This window comes from Methanococcus maripaludis C5 (genome assembly GCF_000016125.1).
Lineage (GTDB): Archaea > AGJL01 > Methanococci > Methanococcales > Methanococcaceae > Methanococcus > Methanococcus maripaludis_D.
Genome location: NC_009135.1, coordinates 1,135,704 through 1,157,764, shown reverse-complemented (window position 1 = coordinate 1,157,764; position 22,061 = coordinate 1,135,704). Strand labels below are relative to the sequence as shown.

The window sequence follows — 22,061 nt, the reverse complement described above, 5'->3', positions numbered from 1 at the left end:
GACATATAGTTTTTAATTGGGGCGGGGAGTTGTTATGAGTCTAGGTAGTATTTTAGTGATCCATACGTCATCTAGAGCATTTAGTAGTTGGGTTTATTTGGTGCTTTACTACTGATGTCAATAGTGTTAACATTCAAAAAGGTAATTAGTACCATAGATAATGCTTTTTTAGGTTATGAAAATTCTCAGAATAATAAATTTATAGAGTTTGAGGAGTCTGTCCTGCTTTTACTGGCGACCTTTTTTTTGTGCGGGTTTGTTGGAATTTTGTTTAAAACTCTTCCAGCTTTTGAAGTATTTCAAAGTCAATCATCTGAAATTCAGTTAGGGATTGCCTTTATTATTCCCCTTATTGGTACATATTTAGTTTCAGTATTTTCAAGTAAGCAGGCTGTAAATTACGGTCTTAAAAATGGATTAATTAAAAAGACTGACGTAAAAAAATAAATTTAATAAAATTTGGGGTTTTACAAAATTTAAAGGGGTTTAAACGTGATCGAATTAATTTCGGCATTAGTATTTTTAACCGCATTATTAATACTCTTAAAAACATGCTATACCGTTTATGAAGTTGATCTGAGACATCGTGCAAAATTTGGAGTACGTTTATTGATCATTGTATTATTGTACCTGATAATGATTTTATTTTTAATAATACTCATTTATTTGTTATGTTATTTAAAAATCCTACTTCCAGCAGTTCCTGTTGAATATTTGCAACTTCAAAATGTATTTTTTATATTGGTGGTGGTTTTAATAGATCGGTTTATCACAATAAAAGCTAAAGATTTACTGGTTGATTACTGTTTGAAAAAAGGAATAATCACAAAAGGGGAATTTAGATTTAAATTATATGGTAGATACTTATTGAATATATTGAAAACAGCAATTGAAAATTTGAAAAAAATATTCTAATTAAATTTAAATAAACTTCTTTTTCTAAATTTTTAAATTATTTTTAAAGTATATAACGAAAAAGTTTTTAACATTAAATTCCAATTTAAAAAATATAATATTTATAATCCCAACAAAAAAACAGTTATCAGTCAGATGAGGGGATATTTTGAAAGAGGAGTTAAGGGCATTACAAAACGATCGTGAAAGCTATAAAAAAGTACTTTATCGGTATTTGATAATTTTTTCAATCGGAATTAATATAATTGGGGTACAACTGGTTTCTATTTTGAATTTTCCTGCATTTTTGAATACGGTTGGAACAATTCTTGCAGGGGTTTTAATGGGTCCATTTATGGGCGCACTTGTTGGATTGTTAACAAGCATCATTCTTGGTTTTTTGGTGGATCCCGGATATTTTTATTTTACATTTGTTAATATTTTGGTCGGATTTATTGCAGGATATATTTTCAAAGAACATCCATTTAACATAAAAACGGTTCTTGGCGCATCTATTTTTATTTCGATATTAACTGCGATCGTTGGAAATACGATAAGTTATATGGCTCTTGGGGGTGTTGCAGGGGATCAAATTGATAAAATAACTCAAATTTTAATTGAAAAGGGATTTAATGTGTTTTTAGCAGTAAATATTACTGGATTTTTTGCAAATTTACTAGATAAAATACTCTCATTTTTATTGGTGTTTATAGTAATTGTAATATTGGATAAAAAATTAGAAATGCCAGATTTTCAGATCCGATGGAAATAAAACGTTTTTTAAATTTTAAATAGTATATCGACCTATAACTTTTAACAAACTAAATATCGGTGTTAAAATGGGACTCGAAGGAATATTTGTTATCGCTTTAACGATAATTGTTTTACTCGGACTTTTGAAATTTATTACTGGCAAATAATGTCTTTTAAATTCCAATTTTTATAAACATAGATTATTTACATGACTTTTTTTAAAGAGTTAATCAAGAAACGTTTTTAGAGTGAAAAAATGCAGGAAGTTCACAAGTGGCATAGCGACCTAACTGGCAAAAAACTCGTAGAAGCTTTGAAGAAAAACCTTTTTGACGCGTATTATTTTGAAGATGAAAGCGAAGTTTCTAAATATATTATAAATTTTGTCGGAACCGGAACTAAAATTGGTTTTGGCGGTTCGGTTACAGTCCAATCCTTAAATATCGCAGAGCAGGCGAGGGAAAAAGGTGCGGTGATTTTAGACCACAAAGACCCTAAACTTACGCCAGAAGAAAAAATGGATGTAATGAGACAACAACTGACGTCTGACATATTTATTTCAAGCACAAATGCAATTACGACAGCAGGAGAACTCGTAAATATCGATGGAGTTGGAAATCGGGTTTCTGCAATGGTCTTTGGCCCGAAAAAAGTAATAATCGTTGTCGGATTGAATAAATTATGTAAGGACATCGATACTGCGTTTGAAAGAATCAAAATGGAAGCAGCTCCAAAGAATATGAAAAGATTGGGATTTTTAAACCCATGCATAAAAACAGGATACTGTGTAAACTGTGATGCAGAAACGCGGGCTTGTAGAATCTATTCAGTAATTAAAAGAAGACCAATGCTTACAGACGTGACAGTCCTTGTGATAGGAAAGAGCCTTGGATTTTAACGGGATATTATGAATCAAGTTTTAGAAACAATAAAAAACAGAAGAAGTGTTCGAAAATTCAAAAAAGATCAGATAAAAGACAGCGAAATCGAAGCGATAATAGAAGCTGCAATTTATGCGCCAACCGCGTTAAATGAACAGCCCTGGCACTTTACAGTAATTCAGAACAAGAATTTGCTCGACGAAATAAACACTGTATCAAAGAAAACGCTTGCAGAAAATCCAACATCAATGAAAAATCTGCCTGAAAGTCTTATAAATGCAATGGGCAATCCAAAATACAATATTATATACGAAGCTCCAACGTTAATAATTGTTTCAGGAAATAAAAACGCGCATTCAGCGATTGTTGACTGTTCTGCGGCAATTCAGAACATGCTTTTGGCAGCAGAGAGCATGAATATCGGTTCAATTTGGCTCGGTCTTGTAAGGCCATATTTTACAACTGAAAATGTTAAAAAATTGAATATTCCCGAAGACTTTGAGCCGTACTATGGAATTGCATTTGGTTATAAATTGATGGAAACTCCAAAATCTGCGCCTGAAAGAAGAAAAGACGTTATAAATTACGTAAAATAATTTTTTAGTATTAAAAAATTTAAAAAAAGTTTATTCTAAAATTCCCATTTTTGCAAGGAGTGCGCTTAACTGTATTCTTTCGTTTGAGCCTTCAACGATTCTAAAGTCGCATTCACCAATTGCTTCGACTAAATGCACCTTTTCTTTTTCAGAAATGTCTAAATTTGGAACTTCCCTAAATACTTGAATTAATATATCTTCTCCACTCATTCCCCAGTCAATCATCAAGTTATAGAGCTGTTCTTTTGCTTCAACGAATTTTCCATTCAATGCAAGATGAGTCATTTTTTTGATTTCGTCAGGTCTCGCTTTAGAAGCAACTTTGTAAACTATTTCTTCAGTTACGGTATCGGAAACTGCTGCTGCAGTCTGTAAAACATTGATTGCTTTTCTCATGTCCCCTTCTGAAACATAGATTATCGCATCAATTCCTCCTTTTTCAAGAGTTAATGTTTCTTTTTCAGAAATATCTTTTAAATTTTCAACTAAATCTTCAGTTTTTAACGGTGAAAATCTAAAAATTGCACATCTTGATTGAATTGGAGGAATAATCTTACTTGGATAATTACAGCTTAAAATAAACCTGCAAATATCAGAATATTTTTCCATGGTTCTTCTAAGTGCGTTTTGAGCATCTGACGTTAAAGCATCACTTTCATCTAAAAATATGACTTTAAATGGGGCATCCCCAATAGGTTTTGTTCTTGCAAAGTCTTTTACTTTGGTTCTGATTACATCGATTCCCCTTTCATCAGAACTGTTTAATTCAAGGAAATTTTCTCTCCAAGTTTCCCCGTATAAATCTTTTGCAAGAGCAAGTGCTGCAGTTGTTTTTCCAACTCCTGGAGAACCACTAAAGAGTAAGTGGGGCATTGACTTTTTTTCAACATAATTTGTAAGTCTTTTGATAATTTCGTGGTGTCCAACGACTTCAGGAAGTGTTTCTGGCCTGTATTTTTCAACCCATGGTTTCTGCATTATTTTCCCTCGTAAAAATGGTAACAATAAAATCCAATTAAAATATTCCCATGATTTTATTAATATTTGACTATTTAAAAAAGAAAATTCTTAGAATTTCAGGAAACTTAAAATTTCCCCAAATCTCGATTTTACAATATTTTTCTTTCCAAGAACTTTTGCATGGGCATCGAGTTCGATTATTCCGTAATTGTAGACTTCTTTTATTGGATGATATAACCTTGGGCCATCACTTATTCCCACAGTTATCACATCGGGATTAAGTTCTTTTAAATCTTCAATTAATAATGCATGAGGAACTCCTGACACAATAACAATATCCGGATTAATTTCTTTTAAGTAATCCAATGCTTTTTCACCAGTTATCGGATATTCGTCAAGTCCGCCTGTAATATAATCTATTTTAAATCCATTTTCACTAAATTCTTCTGAAATATTTTTAGTATCTGCCCTTACTTTATCAAAACCGATATTTTCATCGAGATTTGCAATATTAATACATTTGAAGTGTTTATTAAGTTCTAAGAGCGGGTCAGAAAATAGGTATGCGGTTTCTTTTTTCGCATTCAAAACACAGGCAATTTTTACATTTTTACCCTGTTTTATTTTTTTATCGGTTTCTTTTAAAATATCCATAACTTTTTCAAGGTCGTCTTCGTATGTAGGTTTTAAATACCTACTTTTAGCCATTCCTCGCTTTTTTTCAACATCAGTTGCACAAACAAGCATTTTTTTCTGCCTTTCATATTCGGAATAGTCGATTAATCCAGCATTCAACGCGCCATCCATCGCCCTTATTGCACCAACTGTGTTATCAACAAGGCCGCTGTGAATATCTACTGGAATTATTATGTCTTCAAAGTCATCGATTAAGCTTTCAAGATCTTCTCCAATAATCATGCTTGCGCAGGTTCCAACAATTCCAATTTTGTATTTTTCGTCTTTTGGAGCTTCCTTTTTTAAATATTCTAAAACTTCCGCTATTACTTCTCTTAATTTATCCATTGCACCAAAAATAAAATCATTTTCACCCATTGCGCTGGTAAAAACTCTTATTCCATCAATTTCAAGAAGTCTCGCAGTTCTAAAACAGCACCCACTCGGCCCGTGGAGAATAATTGCATCAACACCAATATCTCGTAACTGGTACATTGCTGCAGCAATTGGGGAAGGTCTTGGATGTAAAATCATGATATCACTTTAAATTATGGTTTTTATATTGCGTATATTTTATTTTCAAAATGTTTATTAAAATATTCGATGATTTATTGATAAAAAGATATTAATTCGTAATATAAATTTGCATTGTAAATAATATATAGCATATGTGAATACAACTATAAATATAAATAATAGCTCTTTTAAATTAGAAAGAAATAATCAATGGAAATATCTTAAAAATAGCAGTTGTCTTTAGAGGAGGATATTTTTGACCAAGTTAAGGAGAATGGTTTTGGATGTTTTAAAAACACACGAGCCAAAATTAACCGATTTAGCAGTTAAGTTATGTTCTGTAGATGGTATTGATGGTGTAAACGTAACGGTTTACGAAATAGATAAATCTACTGAAAATATTAAAATTACAATTGAAGGATTCAATCTCGACTACGAGGCAATAAAAGCAATTATTGAATCCATGAACGGGGTAATTCACAGTATCGATGAGGTTGCAGCAGGTAAAAAGCTCATCGACGAAGTAAAAACTCCACAGGATAGATACTAGATTCTTTTTTAATTTTTTTATTTTATTACCAGTAATTTAATTTCAGGGGATTTAATGCTTGAAGGAATTTTTGATATAAATCATATTTTTGACGAAAACGGGATAAAAACATTAAAACGATTTGGATGGGACGGCAGCGTTGCAGTTCAAAATCATAATGAATATTCTGAAGAAAAAATCAATAATGCAGTTGAATACGGGGAAAATTGCGAATTTAAAGTATTTTCAGGATTAAAACTTTCAACAAAAAATCAAAATGAAATGGAAAAAGCAGTTAAAAAATACAGAAATAAAGTTGATATTTTACTTGTTGAAGGCGGGGAAATTAAAATAAACCGGAGAGTTCTTGAAATGAACGATGTTGATATTTTATCAACTCCTGAATTGAATAGGATGGATAACGGGCTTGACCACATCCTTGCAAGACTCGGTAGTACTAACCGTGTTGCAATTGAATTAAATTTTGGAAATCTTTTAAAAAGCAGAAATTACGATAGATCAAAAATTCTCTGGGCATTTCAAAGAAACTTAAAACTCGCTAAAAAATACGATACTCCGGTTGTAATTTCAAGCGGTGCAAACGATATTTACGGAATAAAAGCACCGGGGGACTTGAGAGGGTTTTTAAACACGATTACAGATCCATTGTATTCTAAAAAAATAATTGAGACTCCTTCAAAAATAGTTGATTACAGACTTTATTTGAAAAAAGACAATGTTTTAACACTTGGAATTGAAGTTGTTGAATAATACTTTTCTTTTTTTTGAAAATTAGTTTAAAAAAATTAAAAAAATATCGTTTATTTTAAAACTTCAGTTAAATTTATTTTATCCCCAATTTTTGGAGCAAACACATTACTTTCACTAAATCCTTCTGAAACAGCCCAATCTCTAAATGTTTTTACAACTTCTTCTTCACCGTGCTGGATAACAAGAGTTTCAGGATTTGCTTTTTTTACAATCTGTCTTAATTCATCCATTTCGCCATGTGCAGAAAATTGGTATGATGCAATTTCAAATTTAGGTTCGACATCGAATTCTCCCACTTCAATTTTTCCGGTTTCAAGTAAATGCCTTCCAGCGGTTTCTTCAACCTGATATCCTGTAAATATCAGCGAATTTTTGGGTTCTTTCATAAATTCGGTAATGTATGGAACTATCGGGCCTCCTTCAAGCATTCCTGCCGTACTTACAATAATCCCACCGTTCTGTCTGATTTCTTTTATTATTTTTGGCCTATCTTTTGACTCAACTTCTGTAACGTTCAAAAATGCAGCTTTTAACTCGTCAGGATGGTTTAAAAATGCAGGGTACTGTAACATTATCCTTGTAATTTTTCTTCCCATGCCGTCAAAGTATACTGGAACTCCAAAATCATGTCTATTTAATATCATCAGGATTTCTTGGCTCCTATCAACTGCAAATACTGGAATTAGTGCAATTCCTCCTCGTTCAAGTGTTTCTTTTATTTTATTTATGAAATTTTTTTCAGCTTCTTCCCTATGTTCCTGATTTGTATCTCCGTATGTAGATTCAATAATCAAACAAGCGATATCTTCTTTTGTATATGATAAATCAGCGCCTTTTACAAGGTCAGTATCACTTACCTTAGTGTCTCCAGTATAAACTACTCGTTTTCTACCGTAATTTAAAGATATCGTGGAGCTCCCAGGAATATGCCCTGCATTAAAAAATTCAAACTCGAAATCTTTGAACCGTTTTGGATGGTTGTATCGGGCTTTTCTAAAGAGATTTAATGATTTATTAACATCTGCTTTATCATATGGGATATCCTGTCCTTCTGCACCTGCAATTTTTATGGAATCTCTTAAAAGTTCTTTTGATATTGCTTTTGTAACTTCTGTTGCGTAAATTGCAGGAACCATGCCTTTTCGGATAAGCAATGGAATTCCGCCCGTATGATCAAGGTGAGCGTGGGACGCAAAGACACAATCCGCGTTTAAATTGTCCAAAATGGGGTATTCTGATTCTTCATGGGACAGTTTTACGCCGCAGTCAAACAAAACTGTACTTTTTTCGGTTTTGACTTCTACGCAACTTCTTCCAACTTCAGAAGCACCGCCTCTAAAATAAAGTTCCATTCTACCGCCTCTTAAAATGAATACTGTTAATTATGTTTTATAATGTATATAAATGGGTAAAAACAAAGTTAAAATAGAAATGTATTAAAATTATGAATAAATCTATCGGGGCTTTGAGATATATGCTACATTTCAAGTTCAAAACAAATTCAAAATAATAAATACCGAAATGGTGGTTTAATGATCGATTCCCACATACATTCCGATACAAGACCTTATGAAGATTTTGAATTAATGGCAGCCGTTTTTGACTGTGTTGTAACTCACGCACACGATCCATTAAGAATGAGATCGTTTGACACAGCTCTTGACTATTTCGACAAGATTTTGAAGAGTGAAATGGCAAAAGCACAGAAAAATGGTTTAAAAATGAAAGCCTGTATTGGAATTCACCCAAGAGCAATTCCGCCAAAAATAGATTATGATGTTTTAAAAGAATATCTAAAAAAAGAAAATGTTGTTGGCGTTGGAGAAATCGGACTTGAAAAATGTAGCAAAGAAGAAATTGAAGTTTTTGAAAACCAGATAACTATTGCAAAAGAGATGAATTTGCCCGCAGTAGTTCACACCCCAAGAACGAATAAAGAAGCCGTAACAAGAAATATTGTTGAAGTTCTCGATACAATGGATCTACCAATCGATTTTAAGAAAAAAATAGTAATAGAACACGTTACAAAAGAAACTGTGCCGATTATCTGGGAAAATGATTATAGGCTCGGAATTACTGTTCAACCCCAAAAATTAACTCCAAATGATGCAGTAGAAATACTTGGGGAATACTGTGAAAAGAGATTTTTATTAAATAGTGATAGTTCTTCAGCTCCATCAGATATAATGGGGGTTCCAAAAACTGTTCTGAAACTAAAAATGGCAGGATTTGACGAAAAGGTAATAAAAGCTGTTTCGCATGATAATGCAGCAGCATTATTTAATATTAATTAAAATAAAACGAGGGGAACGATATGGATGAAAAAAAACTTGTGATATACTATTCACTTTTTGAAAATACTGAGTATGTGGCTAAATTAATTTCAGAAACTACTGGAGCAGATTTATTGAAGATTGAAACTTTAACCGAAATTCCAAAAAAAGGATTAGCAATGTTTCTAGAACTTGGCAGATTTTTATTGTTTAGAAAAATGCCTGAAATAAAAGAAATATCTTTAAATCTGGACGATTACGACACAATATTTATCGGAACTCCTGTATGGGCCGGAAATATGGCCGCTCCTTTAAAGACCTTTTTTTCAAAATACAAATTCGCTGGAAAAAAAGTTGCGGTATTCTGTACTGCAGGAAAGACCATTGGAAATACGCTTGAAAATATGAAAAAAGAACTCGTCGATAACGAAATCGTTGGCGGAACTATATTCTTAGATGTATTGAACCACAAAGAAGAAACTGAAAAATACGTAAAAGAATGGTTAACTACTATGTACCGATCAAAAGAAGATTAACTCTTAAAAATTAAAAATAAATTATTTTAATATTTTTTTAAGTTTTTGAAGCATAGTAAATCATGTATATTGCAGATAGTCCAACAAGTATATACAGAATTCTTGCAACTGTTGGGAAACTTCCAAATACAACCTGAATAAGGTCTATATTGAAAGCCCCAACTAGCCCCCAGTTAAGTCCCCCAATTATTACCAAAACAATAGACACCCAGTCCAGTGCGTCGTTTCTTGAATGGGTCTGTGAGACGATAGCGGGCCTTTTTTCGATGTGTTGTTCACCTTCCATAATACCCCCTCGTTTTATGCAAGGCTTTTTAGGCCTCAATATATTCTATTTTCAAAAGGGTTAATATATGTTTACATGATTTTACCGTGTTTAAACCGTTAATTTACAAAAAAACCGTTTTAAATAGATTTTTTAAATTACATAAATTTATATATCCTGATGTTGTAGGAATCATGATACTTCGATTATATTGTGGGGGAGTGTCGGGCCTTTAAAACAGCAATGAAGGTGAGTTTATTCCAAAAAAAGGGTTTTTTTTGAATAAAATGTCTCATACAACAATAAAAGACGGAATAGACTGTGTAATAAGCAAAGATTATTTTTACAAAACTGAAAGTTACTACAAACTGATATCAAAAGAGATATCTGGAAAAAATAAGGTTTTTCCAAGAAGTAGTGACGTACTGGATGCATATATTGTTCCAGTAGCACTTAAAAGAGCAGAACTTGCAGGAATTCCTATTTTGCAATGGGAAATATCTTCAGGCGACGTTCCAAATCCTTCAATTGTTTACTCAGTAAATTATTTTTCAGATCCTTCAACATATTATATCGTTAAAAATCGAGAAGAATCTAAAAAAATATCAAAACACGTAACAAACTGCGGAAAATATCCGCTGTGCTACCAAAAGGTTCCTGAAAATTTTGAAATGGTCAATTTTTCAATATTTTTTGGAGAGGTATGCACGGAAAATGAAAATATAAAACAAATGGCAAATAAAATCTATCAAACTTTTAAAATTCCTCTAATTACTGCTTTATTTGTAATTATCGACGATAGAATATATCTTTCGTCACTTTCACCTGTAAACGTATCAAAACTTTCAAAAGAAGAAAAATCAATGATCGAAAAGACCTTGTTGGTGGATTAAATGGGAAAATTTGGAGTATTTGTCGATAGACAAACCCTTAGTAGTTCAAATCAGCTCCAATCTTTAATCAGATTCCGAGATATTGCAGAATCAAGGGCCACGAATTTTATTTCTTATTCCCAAACGAAATACACAAAATAAAAACACTGAACGGCCCGTTTATACGATCCAAAACCGATCCAATGAATATAAGCTACGTAGCATCGAGAATTGCAGAATTAAATGGCGTAAAAGTAATCGATAATTCAAAATCCATTCGGATATGTGCGGATAAGATAAACATGTATTTACACATGATGGAAAATGATGTATCGATTCCAAAAACCAGATTTTTGAGAAAATCTGAAAATAACCTTGAAAATTTAAAATGCATCGTTGAAGAAATTGGGCTACCTTTAATTGTAAAAGAGCCATCAACCTCTTTTTCGATGAGGGTTGAAAAAGTAAACTCAATAGAAGAATTTTCAAAAATAGTTTCCAGATTTTTGAGACTTTCAGATATATTGGTTGCACAAGAATTTATCGAAACTAGATTTGACTGGAGAGTTGGAATTTTAAATGGCGAAGTAATTTATGTCTGTAAATATCTGATTCCAAAAGAGAGTTTCAAGATACAGGACTGCGTAGACGGGCACAGGGTATACTGTATGGTTGAAAGCATAATGTATGACGAAGTTCCAAAAGAAGTTATAAATACAGCTTTAAAAGCTGCAAATGCAGTTGGAACCGGTCTTTACGGTATCGATTTAAAAGAAAAAGATGGAAAAGTTTACGTAATTGAGGTAAATGATAATCCGTCTCTTGAAACAACGGAAGACGAATTTTACCCTGAAGCGTATTCTAAAATTGTATCGCATATCATGGATGATTCAAGGCAGAAATTTTCGAATGGAAAAATGAAGTTTTCAGAATTAATCGATCCCGATGGTGTAGCAAATGATAGGAACTGAACACGAATATTCCATCAACAATCACGATTTAAAAGCAATGCCTGTTTCAGATTTAATAATCGAAGAAATTTCTGGAAAAATACAGAATGAATTTTTTTTTGAGACAGTTGGCATTTCAAAAGAATTACAAAAACACGTGATAGAATTTAAACCACTTAGTCCTTCAGAAAGCATTTCAAATCTTGAAAATCAGATCGTGACAGGTTTAAAAAAGTTTTATGAAACGACCAATAATAAGTATAATCTCCTTGGTTTAGGAATGCACCCGACTTTAAATTTATCAGAAACTTCATTTTGGAATCACGATGAAAGGGAAGTTTTTGATACATATGATAGGGTATTTAACTTAAGACAGCACGGCTGGATGAATATTCAGGCTTTACAAGTAAATGTAGAATATTCGACCGAAGAAGACCTCGTTAGAAAGCACAACAAGCTTCGAACGCTTTTACCTTACCTTGTAGCAGTAACTGCATCTTCTCCAATAGTCGAAGGAAATGTAACCGGATACATGGATAACCGACTTTTATATTACAAAAAAAATCAGAAAGAAATTCCCGAAATCTGCGGAAATTTAATACCTGAAAAACTTAACATATCTTCCGATTATGAAAAACTCCTTGAAAAAATGTACGTAGAACTTAGAAAAAAAGATGCAGAAGTTTTATGTGAAGAATGGGTAAATTCAAGGGCTTTAATTGTAAGGCGTGGAAGGAAATGTGTTGAAATAAAAATAATGGATGAACAGGAATCCGTTCATGCAGACATGGCTGTTTCAGCATTTATTAAATGTCTTTTAAGGGTTAATGATTTGAAAGTAGCAGAAGATGATGAAACAATACTTGAATTAACAGATATTGCAATAAAATCGGGAACAAAGAAATTAAAAGCAGAATTGGAATCACTCTATAAAAAAGCATTTTCCGTCGCAACTAAAGAAGAAAAATCTTATTTAATTCACATTCAAAACAGGATACAAAATGGAAACCTTTCAGAAGTTATTCTTAAAAAATATAATTCTGAAAAAGACATTTTAAAAATATTAGTTGAAGCAGAATCCTGTTTAAGAGAAAATAAAACGATGTTTTAGATTTTATTTTCACTTTTTTAATTTATAGTGTAGATTTTTCGCAGGATTTTTAAATGAACATGGAACATTGCACAAACATTTTCCACAAACGTCTGCAACCCCATATTTTTCATAAACTTTTTCATTTGATAAGCATACTTTATAACATTCCTTTCGATTAAATTCGTTTATTTTTAAAGCTTCTTTTTCACATTTTTCAATGCAAAGTTCACAGGATCCATTGTACTTATACAAACAGAATTCATAATCTGGTTTTTCGCTTGGTTTTAAGTTTATAGATGTAATTAAACTTCCAAATCGGCCGTTACAGCCTTTTTCTGTAATTAACATATTGTTTAATCCAAATGTTCCGAGTCCTGCAATTTTTGCAACGTGTCTGTGCGACCAGTAGCTTATCAGTTTTTCTTTGTCAAAATTGTGAGTTGGTGGAATTTTTGAACAAGTATGATTCATTTCACCTAATTTTTCAGAGAGATAGTCGTTTAAATCTTCTATCATTTTATTGGTTTCAACGTAAGAAATAGCCCAATCTTCAGATGCAAGTCCGGGTTTTACATTTCCAAGGTTAAATTCTTTTGAAAAAGGCAAAAAGTAGCATATTACACTTTCTGATTCGTTCAAAACTTCTTTTGGAGTTAGATGTTTTTCTGCAATTACCTGTTTTAATTCTAAAAATTCTGGATCACTAGAATCTGCAAATCCAACAATTGGAGTCAACCACTTTGTTTTGGTATTGTTTTCTTTCGAATAATTTTTTACAAATTCAATAATGAGATTTTCAATTAATTTTTCCATAATATCCCGCCGATTTATAACATGAATCATCTGATTCTTTAGTTTTTTATATGTCTTCTTATAAAATATATTCAAAAATATCGGGAGATTTCAGATGCTAAAAACTAAACTTTGGGATATTGAATTTAAAAATCCAGTGTTTCTTGCAGCGGGAGTCATGGGGGAAACTGGAAGTGCCCTAAAAAGGATGGCGAAAAACGGTGCAGGGGCAGTATGTACCAAATCTGTTGGAATCGAAAAAAAGCCGGGACACAACAATCCAACAATGGTTGAAGTCGAAGGTGGCTTTTTAAATGCAATGGGACTTCCAAATCCTGGTGCAGATGAATATGCTGGAGAAATTGAACGAATAAAAGACGAAATGAAAAGAATGGACGTTAAAATCATCGGTTCAATCTATGGTAAAAACGATTCTGAATTTCAAAAAGCTGCTGAAATAATTGGAAATTACGTGGATGTTTTAGAATTAAACATATCATGCCCTCACGCAGGTGGCGGATACGGTTCATCAATCGGTCAGGATCCATGTCTTTGTAAAAACGTGGTTTCAGCAGTAAATGACGTTTCAGACATTCCAGTTATTGCAAAACTTACTCCAAATGTAACAGATATTAAAGAAATTGCAAATGCGGTTATAAATGCCGGAGCTGATGGAATTGTTGCAATAAATACTTTGGGTCCAGGAATGGTGATTGATATTGAGTCAGGTGTTCCAATTCTTGGAAATAAAGTTGGCGGAATGAGTGGAAAAGCAATAAAACCAATTGCAGTTAAGAATGTTTATGATATCTGTTCCGCGGTAGATGTGCCCGTAATTGGTGTTGGTGGAATTACTACTGGCGCTGATGCAATAGAATTTATGATGGCAGGAGCTTCTGCAGTTCAGGTTGGAACTGGAGTTTACTACCGAGGATACGACATATTCCAAAAGATAAACAATGAAATTGAAGAATATCTCCTGAAAAAAGATTTAAAAATGTCTGATATCATCGGAATTGCCCAGAAATAATTTTTATTTTTTTATTCAATTTTTAACAATAATAAAAACTGTGCGTAGAATTTATATACCAAAAACGAGAATATATATAGTGAAACTGTTTTATTATTTTAAAATATTTCGTTATCTCAACTGTTTTAAAAGTTTAATCTGCTACTGAGGTGGTTATTTGTATAAAATTTTAAAAATTTCTGATACCGTGAGAATCCCCCCTAAAATGTTTGGAAACCCGTTAAGCGAAAACGTAAAAAGGGTTTTAATGGAAAAATACGAAGGAATTCTTGATAAGGACATCGGATTTATCCTTTCAATCGTTGATGTGGATGAAGTAAGTGACGGAAGCATCATTTATGGAGATGGTGCGGCATACCACGAAACAGAATTTAATGTGCTTACCTACGTTCCAGAACTTCAGGAAGTAGTTGACGGAGAAATCGTTGACGTTGTTGAGTTTGGTGCATTTGTAAGACTTGGCCCCCTCGATGGTTTGATTCACATTTCACAAATCATGGATGATTTCGTAAGCTTTGACCCAAAAAGAGAAGCAATCATTGGAAAAGAAACAGGCAAAGTTTTAGAAAAAGGCGACAAAGTAAGAGCTAGAATTGTTGCAGTCAGCTTAAGAGAAGAGAAGAAAAGAGGCAGCAAAATAGCTTTAACAATGAGACAGAACGGTCTTGGAAGACTCGAATGGCTCGAAGAGGAAAATGAAACAGTAAGTGAAGAAAATTAATTTTTCACTTTTAATTTTAATTTGAGGTGAATTTAAATGAATGCATGTTTAAGATGCAAATACATCACAAGAGAAGATACCTGCCCAATTTGCGGATTTGATACTTCAGATAACGTTAGAGGTTTATTAATTGTACTCGATCCTCACAACTCAGAAGTTGCAAAAAAAGCAGGGATAGACATAAAAGGAAAATATGCATTGAGCGTTAAATAACTTAAAAATTTGAATTTTTGTTATAGTGACCTTTATGTATTTATTAAACGACAAAGTAGCTCACGAATTGAAAAAACCTTTCGGAAAAGTATATAAGGAACTTCCCAGTATAGAAGGAAAGGTCGTTTCTATAGGTGACGTTACTACAAAACACCTTTTATCGAATGGTATAATACCAAATTTATCAATTTTGGACTTTAAAACTAAAAGAAATATCCCTGTTAACATCCCTCATAAATTTAAAACAATTTTTGAGGTTGAAAATCCTCAAGGGTGCATTTCTGATGAAGCCATAGAAAGGATTAAATACCTTTCCACCATACATGATAGAGATATGGCTTTAATCATTAAGGGTGAAGAAGACTTACTTACAATACCTGTAATAAAGTACTTCCCCGAGGATACCTCAGTCATTTACGGACAGCCTGACGAAGGCATGGTGCTGTTAAAAATCACAGACGAACTGAAACAGAAAATTGAAAAACTTCTAAAAGATATGGAAGAAAGGTGATACGGATATGGATATAAGCATTATCTCAGACAAAAACAACCCATTATTACAAAGAAGGGAAGTAAAATTCACAGTATCATTCGATGCAGCTACCCCTTCAATCAAAGACGTAAAAATGAAACTTGTTGCAGTTTTAAACGCAGACAAAAAAGTTCTCGTAGTTGATACACTAGACCAGATTTTTGGTAAATTGGAAGCAGAAGGTTACGCAAAAATCTACAACGATGAAAAAGCAATGGAAACAATCGAAACAAAATCCGTTTTAGAAAAAAACAAAATCGAAGAAGAAGCAGAAGCTGAAGTAGCGGAGGAATAATATGGCAGCTAAAAAAGGTGTAAAAACATCAACAAAAAAATCAGATTACTACAAAGTTGAAGGAAACACTGTAGAAAGATTGAAAAAAGCATGCCCAAAATGTGGTGCAGGCGTATTCATGGCTGAACACTTAAACAGATTCGCATGTGGAAAATGTGGGTACTTAGAATACAAAAAGAATGAAAAAACAGAAACTGAAGAATAATTCTGTTTAAATTAATTTAAAACTCTTTTAACGTTATTTAATTCTTTTTTAACATAAATTTTAACATTCAAGATTCGAGACTCAATTTTTATTCAATTAATCCAGAAGTCCAAAAACATCAATGTTATGATTTGTATTTTTTAATGGAACGTAGACTTTTGAGTTAGGATATTTTTGGAATTTACCAAGAATGCACAAAAAATCCATTGAAAATTCCAGACGTTCTTCAGGATATTCGTAGTTGAAATGTTCCAAAATCCAGTTTGGCGGTTTTCCAAGGTCAATATTGTCTTCATACATTGCCCAATGGCATATAACGTTAATTAGTTCCATTGTTCCCCCCTTTATACGTTAACGGCACTAATTAGCATTTATTATTTGGCAAAATAAATATGTATTATTGTTGGGGTGTGTAGCGGGACTACATGATAATATTTTTAAAAAGCCATAAATATAGTTTACTATCCATCAAAACAACATATATTTGATTAAACTTAATTTAATCGTAAATGACAGGATTTTTCAAAATTTAAAAAAAAGAATAATTTAAAATTAGTTTAATTTTGCCATATTTCCATTTAAAAATTCTTTCAATACGGCTTCAACATCTTCTAATTGGGTCTGGTATAATTCAACAACACTTGCTAAAGCATTTACACTTCTTTGACCCATATTTACGAAAACTACTGCATTAACTCCTTCAGAAAGCAATGTTTGAACTGTGCTTCCAGGCCCCTGTCCGCCGTGACCTTCTTCATGAGCTCCATGACATGGGGAGTTTCCTACTTTTTTTGATCCAATTATTTCATTATTTTCGTTTATTTCAAAAATCATAAAAAATGGAGTTTTTCCAAAATGTGAAGAAACTGTTTTTTCATCAAGTATTGGGATTGCTACTTTCAAATTATCGCCTTATTGTTTAATTAATAATGTTTAAAATCTCCCTCTTCCCATTCCTCTTCCCATTCTGCCACCCCTGCCCGCACCGAAAAAGTTTCTTCTTCCACGAGCATCGATAACATCTTCTTCAGAGATTTCTTTTGATATCTTACTTATCTCTTCATCAGATATATCTTTACCTGTTTCTCTTTTAATGACATTTTTGATTTCTTCGGAAGTTAAGCCCATTCTAAAAAATCTTCTAATTCCAAGTCCGAGATATTCGGTTGTGTCAAATAATTTTCTGCATATGCAATTTCTGTGTAGTCTGTAATCCATATAACTCACCTTATTTTGTATACTAATTATTTTCGCACATATGTGCATATTTCATTATATTGAAAAACAAGTATATAATACTACGTTTTTTTAAAATTACAGGTTTTTTTAGATTAATATCGGTTAGTTAATGGTGTAAAAAAAGTAATTATTTGAGTTTGTTGTAAAAATCATTCCATATTTTTTTAATTTCGTTACCTGCAATGCTATTTTCATAATTGACAATTGGAATTCCGTTTTGAATTGATTTGTTTACTGTACTATCAAATGGAACTTTTCCCAAGACAGAAAAACCTGCATTTTTACAGTAATCGATTATTTCGGAAGTTTTTTCTTCATTAATGTCGTATTTATTGATTATAACATAGCTTTCGATATCAAAAAATTTGGTAAGTTCTAAAACACGGCTTAAATCATCTAATCCTGATTGTGTTGGTTCAGTTACAACTACTGCATAATCACAGCCTGCAAGTGATGCAATTACAACACAGCCTATTCCTGGAGATCCATCAATCAGTAAGTTTTCAAAATTCTGATTTTCAAGAGAATTTTTTCTAACTTCAGTTACAACTTTTCCAGCCCCTTCTGCCCCAATATTTAGTTTCGCGTAAGATAAATATCCGTCTTTGATTTTGGAAGAATAAATATGGCCAGTAATGTTATCTACCATTTTTACAGCATCGGCAGGACAGACGTATTTGCATAAACCACAACCTTCGCATTTTAGGGGGTTTACTTCTAGTTCTGGAGTTATTGCTCCAAACCTACATTGTAAGCATTTTTCACATTTAATACATTTTTCAGGATCAATGATTGCAGTCTGGGATCCGATGTATTCTTTTGTATTGATTATTTCATTTTCAAACATCAAATGTAAATTCGGGGCCTCAACATCGCAGTCAGCAATGTTTTTTTTGTCAAGTAATTCTGAAAATGAGGAAGATATGGTGGTCTTTCCAGTTCCGCCTTTTCCACTTATTATAACAATCTGTTTCATAATATCGACCTCTTTTCAAGTTCAGAGGCAATATTCTGCAAATTTTCGGTAAACTCCGCATCCAAATTGACTAAAATGTCTCCTTTTGAATATTTATTTGCAATATTTCTTGAAAATGGAATTTTCCCCAAAATATCGATTTTTTCATCTTTACAGCAATTTTCGATAATAAAATCAAATTCATCAGATTTATTGATTAAAACACCAAATGGTATTTTTAAGTATCTTAAAACTTCAACTGCAATTTTTAAGTCGTGGAGTCCAAATTTGGTAGGTTCTGTAACGAGTATGGAGTAGTCGCTATCTTCAACAGTGTTTAGTACACTGCATGAACTTCCAGGGGGCGCGTCGAGTATGTTTATTGATTTTTCATCTAAACATTTTTTTAATTCAGAAATGACTGGAACTCCGGAAGGCTCCCCAATTTTTAAAACGCCCCTACAAACACTTAAATTTGGATTTTTTTCTGATTTTCCAGAGTCTATCTTTCCAATTTCTCTTGAAATTTCTGAAATTGCTTGCATGGGGCATGCAATGTAGCATAGTCCGCAAGAGTGGCATAATTTTTCAAAAACTGTTGAGTTATTTGGTGTTATAGATATGGCGTTGAATTTACATAAATTACTGCATTCGCCGCAGTTGTTACACAAATCCGTATCAATTTTTGGAACTTGTTTAAACACTTTTTTTTCAGATTCAATAGCAGGTTTTAAAAAAATAAACCCGTTTGGTTCTTCTACATCAAAATCCAGATATTGAACGTTTTCGTGAGTTTCAGATAAAAGAACGCTTAAATTTGTAGATATGGTGGTTTTTCCAGTTCCGCCTTTTCCACTCAATATTGAAATGTTCATGATTTTTCCTTACATGCCTTGGTGTGCTTGTCCAGGCTTTGTTATTTCAGATAATTCATTTTTTTCAAATAATTGGATATTTTCAAGAACGGTACTTCCAGTTCCTTTGTAAGTTTTAATATTTTCGCCATCTAAAACTTGTTTTGCATTTGGGCCCATATTGCCGCTAATTACTGCATTGATATTGTATGAAATTACCAATTGTGCAGATCCAATACCTGCTCCATGAGCAGATTCACCGTTTTTATTTTCAATTACGTCGAATTCTTTTGATTCGGTATCGTAGATTATGAAATATGGGCTTCTACCAAATCTTTGTTCGAAAGTGCTTTCTAATGTATTTCCAGTACTAGTAATACAGAGTTTCATTGTTATCTTCCTCTTTTTATTTCTGTAGAAATGTGTGGTAAGATTCTATATATAGTTATCCACATATGTGCAATATGTAGAAATCTGTTTTTTTAATGTATGTTCAAAAATATGTCCAGAACTACAACAATAAATTATTATTTTTATCTGAAAAATGCAAAAAAAGGATTAAAAGATATTTAAGCAAGATATAATAGTAAAATAAATAAAATAGCAACTGCAATTATCAGTAAGGTTATGCCAATTAAGAAGACTTTTTTAAAGTAGTCGTTTTCATGGATTTGTTTATGTATTCCTGCAAATATCAATAAAAATCCAGACATTGGGAGTATAAGTAGCATAGAATCCCAATCTTTTGTTAATTCAAGGTATCCCGTTACTACAATAAACAGTACTCCAAATGAAATAGTTATTTTTTGTAGATCCCTTAACATCTGTGTATCAGATTTCATAAAAAAATCACCTTCCCCCCTAAGGTAAATTTTTAAATCTGTTATTGGTTGTTATTTTTTAGCCCGAGAATACTTAAAGTTCTTACTATATCTGTTTTAGAAATTATTCCAAGTATGTTTCCATTATCAATAACATAAACACGGTCTGTGTTTGCCATTCCCCGAATTAGTTCATTTAATTCAGCATTTGGCGGAACCATTACTGGTGGAGACATTAAATCTCTTACTTTCGTTGTTTTTGCGGCAGATGAAGATATTTCGTTTAGAGTAATTGTTCCAACGATTTTTCCATCCTCGAGTACAGGATACCCCAAAAACCTATTTTCAAGCATTAGATTTAAAACATCATCGACAGTATCGTCTGAATTTACGTAAACTATATTTTTAGACATTATTTCTTTTGCAGGCACGTTTTCAAATAATGTATCCGCAACAAGTGCCTTGTACTCTTGAGATGCTCCAAAGTAGATGAATATTGCAATCAATACCAAAATTACATTGAAATTTATGAGTCCAAATATCAATAAAAGCAGTGCAAAATACTGTCCGATTGTTGATGCAAGTTTTGTTGCTTTTACATAGCTCATTTTGGTCATTTTTGAAAGCAATGCCCTAAATACCCTCCCTCCATCCATTGGAAATGCTGGAAGCAGGTTAAAAATCCCAAGAAGTATATTTAATCCCCCAACGGTCTGGAAAAGTGGATATTCTGCTAAAGTATAATCTGTTACTGTTGAAACTCCAAGCAGTATGCTTCCAAGTACTAAACTGACCAATGGTCCTGCAATTGCGATTTTAAATTCCCCTTCTTTTGAAATTTCGCTCATCATCGCCATTCCGCCAATTGGCAGAAGCAGTATTTTTTCTATTGTTACCCCGTATTTTTTTGCAACGTATGAATGTCCGAGTTCGTGTAAAACCACGGATGTAAACAAAAACATGTACAAAATTAGCCCTTCAATGCCCCAAAAGTAGAAAACAACTACTAACAGTAGAATAAATGTAATGTGCAGTTCAATAGGTATCCCCATTACACGCGCTATTTTAAACGATTGCAAAGATTTCCCCTCCATGTTGGATGTAATATATTATGATTATTTACCTATTAATACTGTTTCGATAAGTGTTTAAAAAGTAAAAATAATTTAAAAAATCTAAAAAAGTATGAACATTGGGTTAATCTTTCTTTTTTGAGTATTCTATGATTTTTAGAAGTATTTTTTCAGCTTCTTTTAAATTGTCATTTGAGATATTCATGTCAAGTTCGCAGAAAAGGGTTTCGATATAGTCAGTATACTTTCCTTTTTCGATTAGAAGCTCTTTATAGTCGTAAATCATTTTTCTGAACTTTTCTTGCTTTATTTTTGCCATATCGTCTTTGATATTGTCCCAGATGGTTGATTTTTTCAGATCGTATTCTTCGGCAACTTTTCGAATGCTTTTACCGTTGATAATCTCTTCAATGATTTTCTTCTTTATATCTCCTTCAACCTTTCGCGGCCTTCCAACCTGATCTGTAATCGATACATCTACTCCAAAAATTAAAAGACGGTTTAATGCCCCTTTATTTTTTTGTTCCATGTATTCATAAACGGATTTTGGCATGGTAACTTCGTCAACGCCCCGTTTTATTAAATCCTCTACTTCTGTTTTTGATAAATATTTTGAAGTGTGGTAAGTTTTGTATTTTTCAGACATTTGTATCATCTTTAAATTTCGGTTTAAATTGGAATTTAATGTTAAAAAAAGTATTTTTGACATCTCATCAAGCAATTAATTGGTTTTTATCATTTAAAAAGGTATTTATGGAGTGTTTATT

At 32.4% G+C, this 22,061-nt stretch carries 32 protein-coding genes; 18 read left to right on the top strand and 14 right to left on the bottom strand.

Going from position 1 to position 22,061, the window contains the following annotated elements:
* Positions 1 to 114 precede the first annotated feature (114 nt).
* From MMARC5_RS06155 to MMARC5_RS06135, 5 genes are all read left to right on the top strand, one after another.
* Positions 115 to 447: a hypothetical protein gene (locus MMARC5_RS06155; RefSeq protein ID WP_011868966.1), complete on the top strand. Its 333-nt coding sequence runs from the start codon at positions 115 to 117 to the stop codon at positions 445 to 447.
* A gap of 45 nt (positions 448 to 492) precedes the next feature.
* A complete protein-coding gene (locus MMARC5_RS06150) occupies positions 493 to 915 on the top strand; it encodes a hypothetical protein (RefSeq protein ID WP_011868965.1) in 423 nt (140 codons plus the stop codon).
* Positions 916 to 1,063: 148 nt separating this feature from the next.
* Positions 1,064 to 1,666: an ECF transporter S component gene (locus MMARC5_RS06145; RefSeq protein ID WP_011868964.1), complete on the top strand. Its 603-nt coding sequence runs from the start codon at positions 1,064 to 1,066 to the stop codon at positions 1,664 to 1,666.
* 237 nt (positions 1,667 to 1,903) lie between these two features.
* The gene (locus MMARC5_RS06140) at positions 1,904 to 2,545 is read left to right on the top strand and encodes a lactate utilization protein (protein ID WP_011868963.1); all 642 of its coding nucleotides are present in this window, start codon (positions 1,904 to 1,906) and stop codon (positions 2,543 to 2,545) included.
* A gap of 9 nt (positions 2,546 to 2,554) precedes the next feature.
* The gene (locus MMARC5_RS06135; protein ID WP_011868962.1) at positions 2,555 to 3,124 is read left to right on the top strand and encodes a nitroreductase family protein; all 570 of its coding nucleotides are present in this window, start codon (positions 2,555 to 2,557) and stop codon (positions 3,122 to 3,124) included.
* Between the two features lie 30 nt (positions 3,125 to 3,154).
* On the opposite strand, the gene MMARC5_RS06130 is transcribed toward MMARC5_RS06135, so the two are convergent.
* A complete protein-coding gene (locus MMARC5_RS06130; RefSeq protein WP_011868961.1) occupies positions 3,155 to 4,102 on the bottom strand; it encodes a replication factor C small subunit in 948 nt (315 codons plus the stop codon).
* A gap of 90 nt (positions 4,103 to 4,192) precedes the next feature.
* A complete protein-coding gene (gene cfbD, locus MMARC5_RS06125) occupies positions 4,193 to 5,293 on the bottom strand; it encodes a Ni-sirohydrochlorin a,c-diamide reductive cyclase catalytic subunit (protein WP_011868960.1) in 1,101 nt (366 codons plus the stop codon).
* A 238-nt stretch (positions 5,294 to 5,531) separates the two neighbouring features.
* Between cfbD and MMARC5_RS06120 the strand changes: the two genes are divergently transcribed.
* Together MMARC5_RS06120 and rnp3 are read left to right on the top strand one after the other, a co-directional pair.
* A complete protein-coding gene (locus tag MMARC5_RS06120; protein ID WP_011868959.1) occupies positions 5,532 to 5,825 on the top strand; it encodes a DUF211 domain-containing protein in 294 nt (97 codons plus the stop codon).
* A 54-nt stretch (positions 5,826 to 5,879) separates the two neighbouring features.
* Positions 5,880 to 6,575, top strand: coding sequence for a ribonuclease P protein component 3 (rnp3, locus tag MMARC5_RS06115; protein ID WP_011868958.1), 696 nt, complete (start codon positions 5,880 to 5,882; stop codon positions 6,573 to 6,575).
* A 50-nt stretch (positions 6,576 to 6,625) separates the two neighbouring features.
* On the opposite strand, the gene MMARC5_RS06110 is transcribed toward rnp3, so the two are convergent.
* Positions 6,626 to 7,927 (bottom strand): MBL fold metallo-hydrolase, encoded by a 1,302-nt coding sequence (locus tag MMARC5_RS06110; RefSeq protein WP_011868957.1) that lies wholly within the window; start codon positions 7,925 to 7,927, stop codon positions 6,626 to 6,628.
* Between the two features lie 180 nt (positions 7,928 to 8,107).
* On the opposite strand from MMARC5_RS06110, the gene MMARC5_RS06105 reads away from it, so the two are divergent.
* Positions 8,108 to 8,869 carry a TatD family hydrolase gene (locus tag MMARC5_RS06105; RefSeq protein WP_011868956.1) on the top strand — a complete coding sequence of 254 codons (762 nt, stop codon included), beginning with the start codon at positions 8,108 to 8,110 and terminating at the stop codon, positions 8,867 to 8,869.
* 20 nt (positions 8,870 to 8,889) lie between these two features.
* Positions 8,890 to 9,384, top strand: coding sequence for a flavodoxin family protein (locus MMARC5_RS06100; protein WP_011868955.1), 495 nt, complete (start codon positions 8,890 to 8,892; stop codon positions 9,382 to 9,384).
* 37 nt (positions 9,385 to 9,421) lie between these two features.
* On the opposite strand, the gene MMARC5_RS06095 is transcribed toward MMARC5_RS06100, so the two are convergent.
* Entirely contained in the window at positions 9,422 to 9,670 is a 249-nt protein-coding gene (locus MMARC5_RS06095) for a DUF378 domain-containing protein (RefSeq protein ID WP_011868954.1), read from the bottom strand.
* Between the two features lie 266 nt (positions 9,671 to 9,936).
* On the opposite strand from MMARC5_RS06095, the gene MMARC5_RS06090 reads away from it, so the two are divergent.
* The 3 genes from MMARC5_RS06090 to MMARC5_RS06080 all read left to right on the top strand — a co-directional run bounded on the left by MMARC5_RS06090 (position 9,937) and on the right by MMARC5_RS06080 (position 12,582).
* A complete protein-coding gene (locus tag MMARC5_RS06090; protein ID WP_011868953.1) occupies positions 9,937 to 10,542 on the top strand; it encodes a RimK-like ATPgrasp N-terminal domain-containing protein in 606 nt (201 codons plus the stop codon).
* Between the two features lie 182 nt (positions 10,543 to 10,724).
* A complete protein-coding gene (locus MMARC5_RS06085) occupies positions 10,725 to 11,492 on the top strand; it encodes an ATP-grasp domain-containing protein (RefSeq protein WP_011868952.1) in 768 nt (255 codons plus the stop codon).
* On the top strand, positions 11,479 to 12,582 hold the full coding sequence (locus MMARC5_RS06080; RefSeq protein WP_011868951.1) for a glutamate-cysteine ligase family protein: 1,104 nt from the start codon (positions 11,479 to 11,481) through the stop codon (positions 12,580 to 12,582). The genes MMARC5_RS06085 and MMARC5_RS06080 overlap by 14 nt, the downstream gene beginning before the upstream one ends.
* Before the next feature lie 9 nt (positions 12,583 to 12,591).
* Here MMARC5_RS06080 and MMARC5_RS06075 read toward each other — a convergent pair whose 3' ends face one another.
* Complete coding sequence (locus MMARC5_RS06075; protein WP_011868950.1) at positions 12,592 to 13,377, bottom strand: epoxyqueuosine reductase; 786 nt, start codon at positions 13,375 to 13,377, stop codon at positions 12,592 to 12,594.
* A gap of 94 nt (positions 13,378 to 13,471) precedes the next feature.
* Between MMARC5_RS06075 and MMARC5_RS06070 the strand changes: the two genes are divergently transcribed.
* The 6 genes from MMARC5_RS06070 to MMARC5_RS06045 all read left to right on the top strand — a co-directional run bounded on the left by MMARC5_RS06070 (position 13,472) and on the right by MMARC5_RS06045 (position 16,352).
* Positions 13,472 to 14,386, top strand: coding sequence for a dihydroorotate dehydrogenase (locus MMARC5_RS06070; protein ID WP_011868949.1), 915 nt, complete (start codon positions 13,472 to 13,474; stop codon positions 14,384 to 14,386).
* Positions 14,387 to 14,543: 157 nt separating this feature from the next.
* Entirely contained in the window at positions 14,544 to 15,107 is a 564-nt protein-coding gene (locus MMARC5_RS06065; protein WP_011868948.1) for a DNA-directed RNA polymerase, read from the top strand.
* Positions 15,108 to 15,143: 36 nt separating this feature from the next.
* Complete coding sequence (spt4, locus tag MMARC5_RS06060; protein WP_011868947.1) at positions 15,144 to 15,320, top strand: transcription elongation factor subunit Spt4; 177 nt, start codon at positions 15,144 to 15,146, stop codon at positions 15,318 to 15,320.
* 34 nt (positions 15,321 to 15,354) lie between these two features.
* Positions 15,355 to 15,831, top strand: a complete 477-nt coding sequence (locus tag MMARC5_RS06055; protein ID WP_011868946.1) for a GTP-dependent dephospho-CoA kinase family protein — start codon at positions 15,355 to 15,357, stop codon at positions 15,829 to 15,831.
* Positions 15,832 to 15,838: 7 nt separating this feature from the next.
* Positions 15,839 to 16,147, top strand: coding sequence for a 30S ribosomal protein S24e (locus tag MMARC5_RS06050; RefSeq protein WP_011868945.1), 309 nt, complete (start codon positions 15,839 to 15,841; stop codon positions 16,145 to 16,147).
* A gap of 1 nt (position 16,148) precedes the next feature.
* Positions 16,149 to 16,352, top strand: a complete 204-nt coding sequence (locus MMARC5_RS06045; protein ID WP_011868944.1) for a 30S ribosomal protein S27ae — start codon at positions 16,149 to 16,151, stop codon at positions 16,350 to 16,352.
* Positions 16,353 to 16,448: 96 nt separating this feature from the next.
* Here the strand turns inward: MMARC5_RS06045 and MMARC5_RS06040 are convergent, their stop codons facing one another.
* From MMARC5_RS06040 to MMARC5_RS06000, 9 genes are all read right to left on the bottom strand, one after another.
* Positions 16,449 to 16,685: a hypothetical protein gene (locus tag MMARC5_RS06040; RefSeq protein ID WP_011868943.1), complete on the bottom strand. Its 237-nt coding sequence runs from the start codon at positions 16,683 to 16,685 to the stop codon at positions 16,449 to 16,451.
* Positions 16,686 to 16,904: 219 nt separating this feature from the next.
* Positions 16,905 to 17,255 (bottom strand): NifB/NifX family molybdenum-iron cluster-binding protein, encoded by a 351-nt coding sequence (locus MMARC5_RS06035; protein WP_048058501.1) that lies wholly within the window; start codon positions 17,253 to 17,255, stop codon positions 16,905 to 16,907.
* A gap of 30 nt (positions 17,256 to 17,285) precedes the next feature.
* Positions 17,286 to 17,570, bottom strand: a complete 285-nt coding sequence (locus MMARC5_RS06030) for a hypothetical protein (RefSeq protein ID WP_011868941.1) — start codon at positions 17,568 to 17,570, stop codon at positions 17,286 to 17,288.
* 148 nt (positions 17,571 to 17,718) lie between these two features.
* A complete protein-coding gene (locus MMARC5_RS06025) occupies positions 17,719 to 18,567 on the bottom strand; it encodes an ATP-binding protein (protein ID WP_011868940.1) in 849 nt (282 codons plus the stop codon).
* Positions 18,564 to 19,421: a P-loop NTPase gene (locus MMARC5_RS06020; protein ID WP_011868939.1), complete on the bottom strand. Its 858-nt coding sequence runs from the start codon at positions 19,419 to 19,421 to the stop codon at positions 18,564 to 18,566. The genes MMARC5_RS06025 and MMARC5_RS06020 overlap by 4 nt, the downstream gene beginning before the upstream one ends.
* A 9-nt stretch (positions 19,422 to 19,430) precedes the next feature.
* Positions 19,431 to 19,790: a NifB/NifX family molybdenum-iron cluster-binding protein gene (locus MMARC5_RS06015; protein WP_011868938.1), complete on the bottom strand. Its 360-nt coding sequence runs from the start codon at positions 19,788 to 19,790 to the stop codon at positions 19,431 to 19,433.
* Between the two features lie 179 nt (positions 19,791 to 19,969).
* On the bottom strand, positions 19,970 to 20,242 hold the full coding sequence (locus tag MMARC5_RS06010) for a hypothetical protein (protein WP_011868937.1): 273 nt from the start codon (positions 20,240 to 20,242) through the stop codon (positions 19,970 to 19,972).
* A gap of 41 nt (positions 20,243 to 20,283) precedes the next feature.
* Complete coding sequence (locus MMARC5_RS06005; RefSeq protein WP_011868936.1) at positions 20,284 to 21,300, bottom strand: site-2 protease family protein; 1,017 nt, start codon at positions 21,298 to 21,300, stop codon at positions 20,284 to 20,286.
* Between the two features lie 118 nt (positions 21,301 to 21,418).
* Positions 21,419 to 21,949: a hypothetical protein gene (locus MMARC5_RS06000; protein WP_196793268.1), complete on the bottom strand. Its 531-nt coding sequence runs from the start codon at positions 21,947 to 21,949 to the stop codon at positions 21,419 to 21,421.
* Between the last annotated feature and the right edge of the window lie 112 nt (positions 21,950 to 22,061).

Excerpts from the sequence above, each read along its gene's own strand:
- MMARC5_RS06155 (WP_011868966.1), top strand. The coding sequence starts at position 115 with ATGTCAATAGTGTTAACATTCAAAAAGGTAATTAGTACCATAGATAAT.
- MMARC5_RS06140 (WP_011868963.1), top strand. The coding sequence starts at position 1,904 with ATGCAGGAAGTTCACAAGTGGCATAGCGACCTAACTGGCAAAAAACTC.
- MMARC5_RS06135 (WP_011868962.1), top strand. The coding sequence starts at position 2,555 with ATGAATCAAGTTTTAGAAACAATAAAAAACAGAAGAAGTGTTCGAAAA.
- MMARC5_RS06130 (WP_011868961.1), bottom strand. The coding sequence starts at position 4,102 with ATGCAGAAACCATGGGTTGAAAAATACAGGCCAGAAACACTTCCTGAA.
- cfbD (WP_011868960.1), bottom strand. The coding sequence starts at position 5,293 with ATGATTTTACATCCAAGACCTTCCCCAATTGCTGCAGCAATGTACCAG.
- rnp3 (WP_011868958.1), top strand. The coding sequence starts at position 5,880 with ATGCTTGAAGGAATTTTTGATATAAATCATATTTTTGACGAAAACGGG.
- MMARC5_RS06110 (WP_011868957.1), bottom strand. The coding sequence starts at position 7,927 with ATGGAACTTTATTTTAGAGGCGGTGCTTCTGAAGTTGGAAGAAGTTGC.
- MMARC5_RS06105 (WP_011868956.1), top strand. The coding sequence starts at position 8,108 with ATGATCGATTCCCACATACATTCCGATACAAGACCTTATGAAGATTTT.
- MMARC5_RS06100 (WP_011868955.1), top strand. The coding sequence starts at position 8,890 with ATGGATGAAAAAAAACTTGTGATATACTATTCACTTTTTGAAAATACT.
- MMARC5_RS06095 (WP_011868954.1), bottom strand. The coding sequence starts at position 9,670 with ATGGAAGGTGAACAACACATCGAAAAAAGGCCCGCTATCGTCTCACAG.
- MMARC5_RS06090 (WP_011868953.1), top strand. The coding sequence starts at position 9,937 with ATGTCTCATACAACAATAAAAGACGGAATAGACTGTGTAATAAGCAAA.
- MMARC5_RS06085 (WP_011868952.1), top strand. The coding sequence starts at position 10,725 with ATGAATATAAGCTACGTAGCATCGAGAATTGCAGAATTAAATGGCGTA.
- MMARC5_RS06080 (WP_011868951.1), top strand. The coding sequence starts at position 11,479 with ATGATAGGAACTGAACACGAATATTCCATCAACAATCACGATTTAAAA.
- MMARC5_RS06075 (WP_011868950.1), bottom strand. The coding sequence starts at position 13,377 with ATGGAAAAATTAATTGAAAATCTCATTATTGAATTTGTAAAAAATTAT.
- MMARC5_RS06070 (WP_011868949.1), top strand. The coding sequence starts at position 13,472 with ATGCTAAAAACTAAACTTTGGGATATTGAATTTAAAAATCCAGTGTTT.
- spt4 (WP_011868947.1), top strand. The coding sequence starts at position 15,144 with ATGAATGCATGTTTAAGATGCAAATACATCACAAGAGAAGATACCTGC.
- MMARC5_RS06055 (WP_011868946.1), top strand. The coding sequence starts at position 15,355 with ATGTATTTATTAAACGACAAAGTAGCTCACGAATTGAAAAAACCTTTC.
- MMARC5_RS06050 (WP_011868945.1), top strand. The coding sequence starts at position 15,839 with ATGGATATAAGCATTATCTCAGACAAAAACAACCCATTATTACAAAGA.
- MMARC5_RS06045 (WP_011868944.1), top strand. The coding sequence starts at position 16,149 with ATGGCAGCTAAAAAAGGTGTAAAAACATCAACAAAAAAATCAGATTAC.
- MMARC5_RS06040 (WP_011868943.1), bottom strand. The coding sequence starts at position 16,685 with ATGGAACTAATTAACGTTATATGCCATTGGGCAATGTATGAAGACAAT.
- MMARC5_RS06030 (WP_011868941.1), bottom strand. The coding sequence starts at position 17,570 with ATGGATTACAGACTACACAGAAATTGCATATGCAGAAAATTATTTGAC.
- MMARC5_RS06025 (WP_011868940.1), bottom strand. The coding sequence starts at position 18,567 with ATGAAACAGATTGTTATAATAAGTGGAAAAGGCGGAACTGGAAAGACC.
- MMARC5_RS06020 (WP_011868939.1), bottom strand. The coding sequence starts at position 19,421 with ATGAACATTTCAATATTGAGTGGAAAAGGCGGAACTGGAAAAACCACC.
- MMARC5_RS06015 (WP_011868938.1), bottom strand. The coding sequence starts at position 19,790 with ATGAAACTCTGTATTACTAGTACTGGAAATACATTAGAAAGCACTTTC.
- MMARC5_RS06010 (WP_011868937.1), bottom strand. The coding sequence starts at position 20,242 with ATGAAATCTGATACACAGATGTTAAGGGATCTACAAAAAATAACTATT.
- MMARC5_RS06000 (WP_196793268.1), bottom strand. The coding sequence starts at position 21,949 with ATGATACAAATGTCTGAAAAATACAAAACTTACCACACTTCAAAATAT.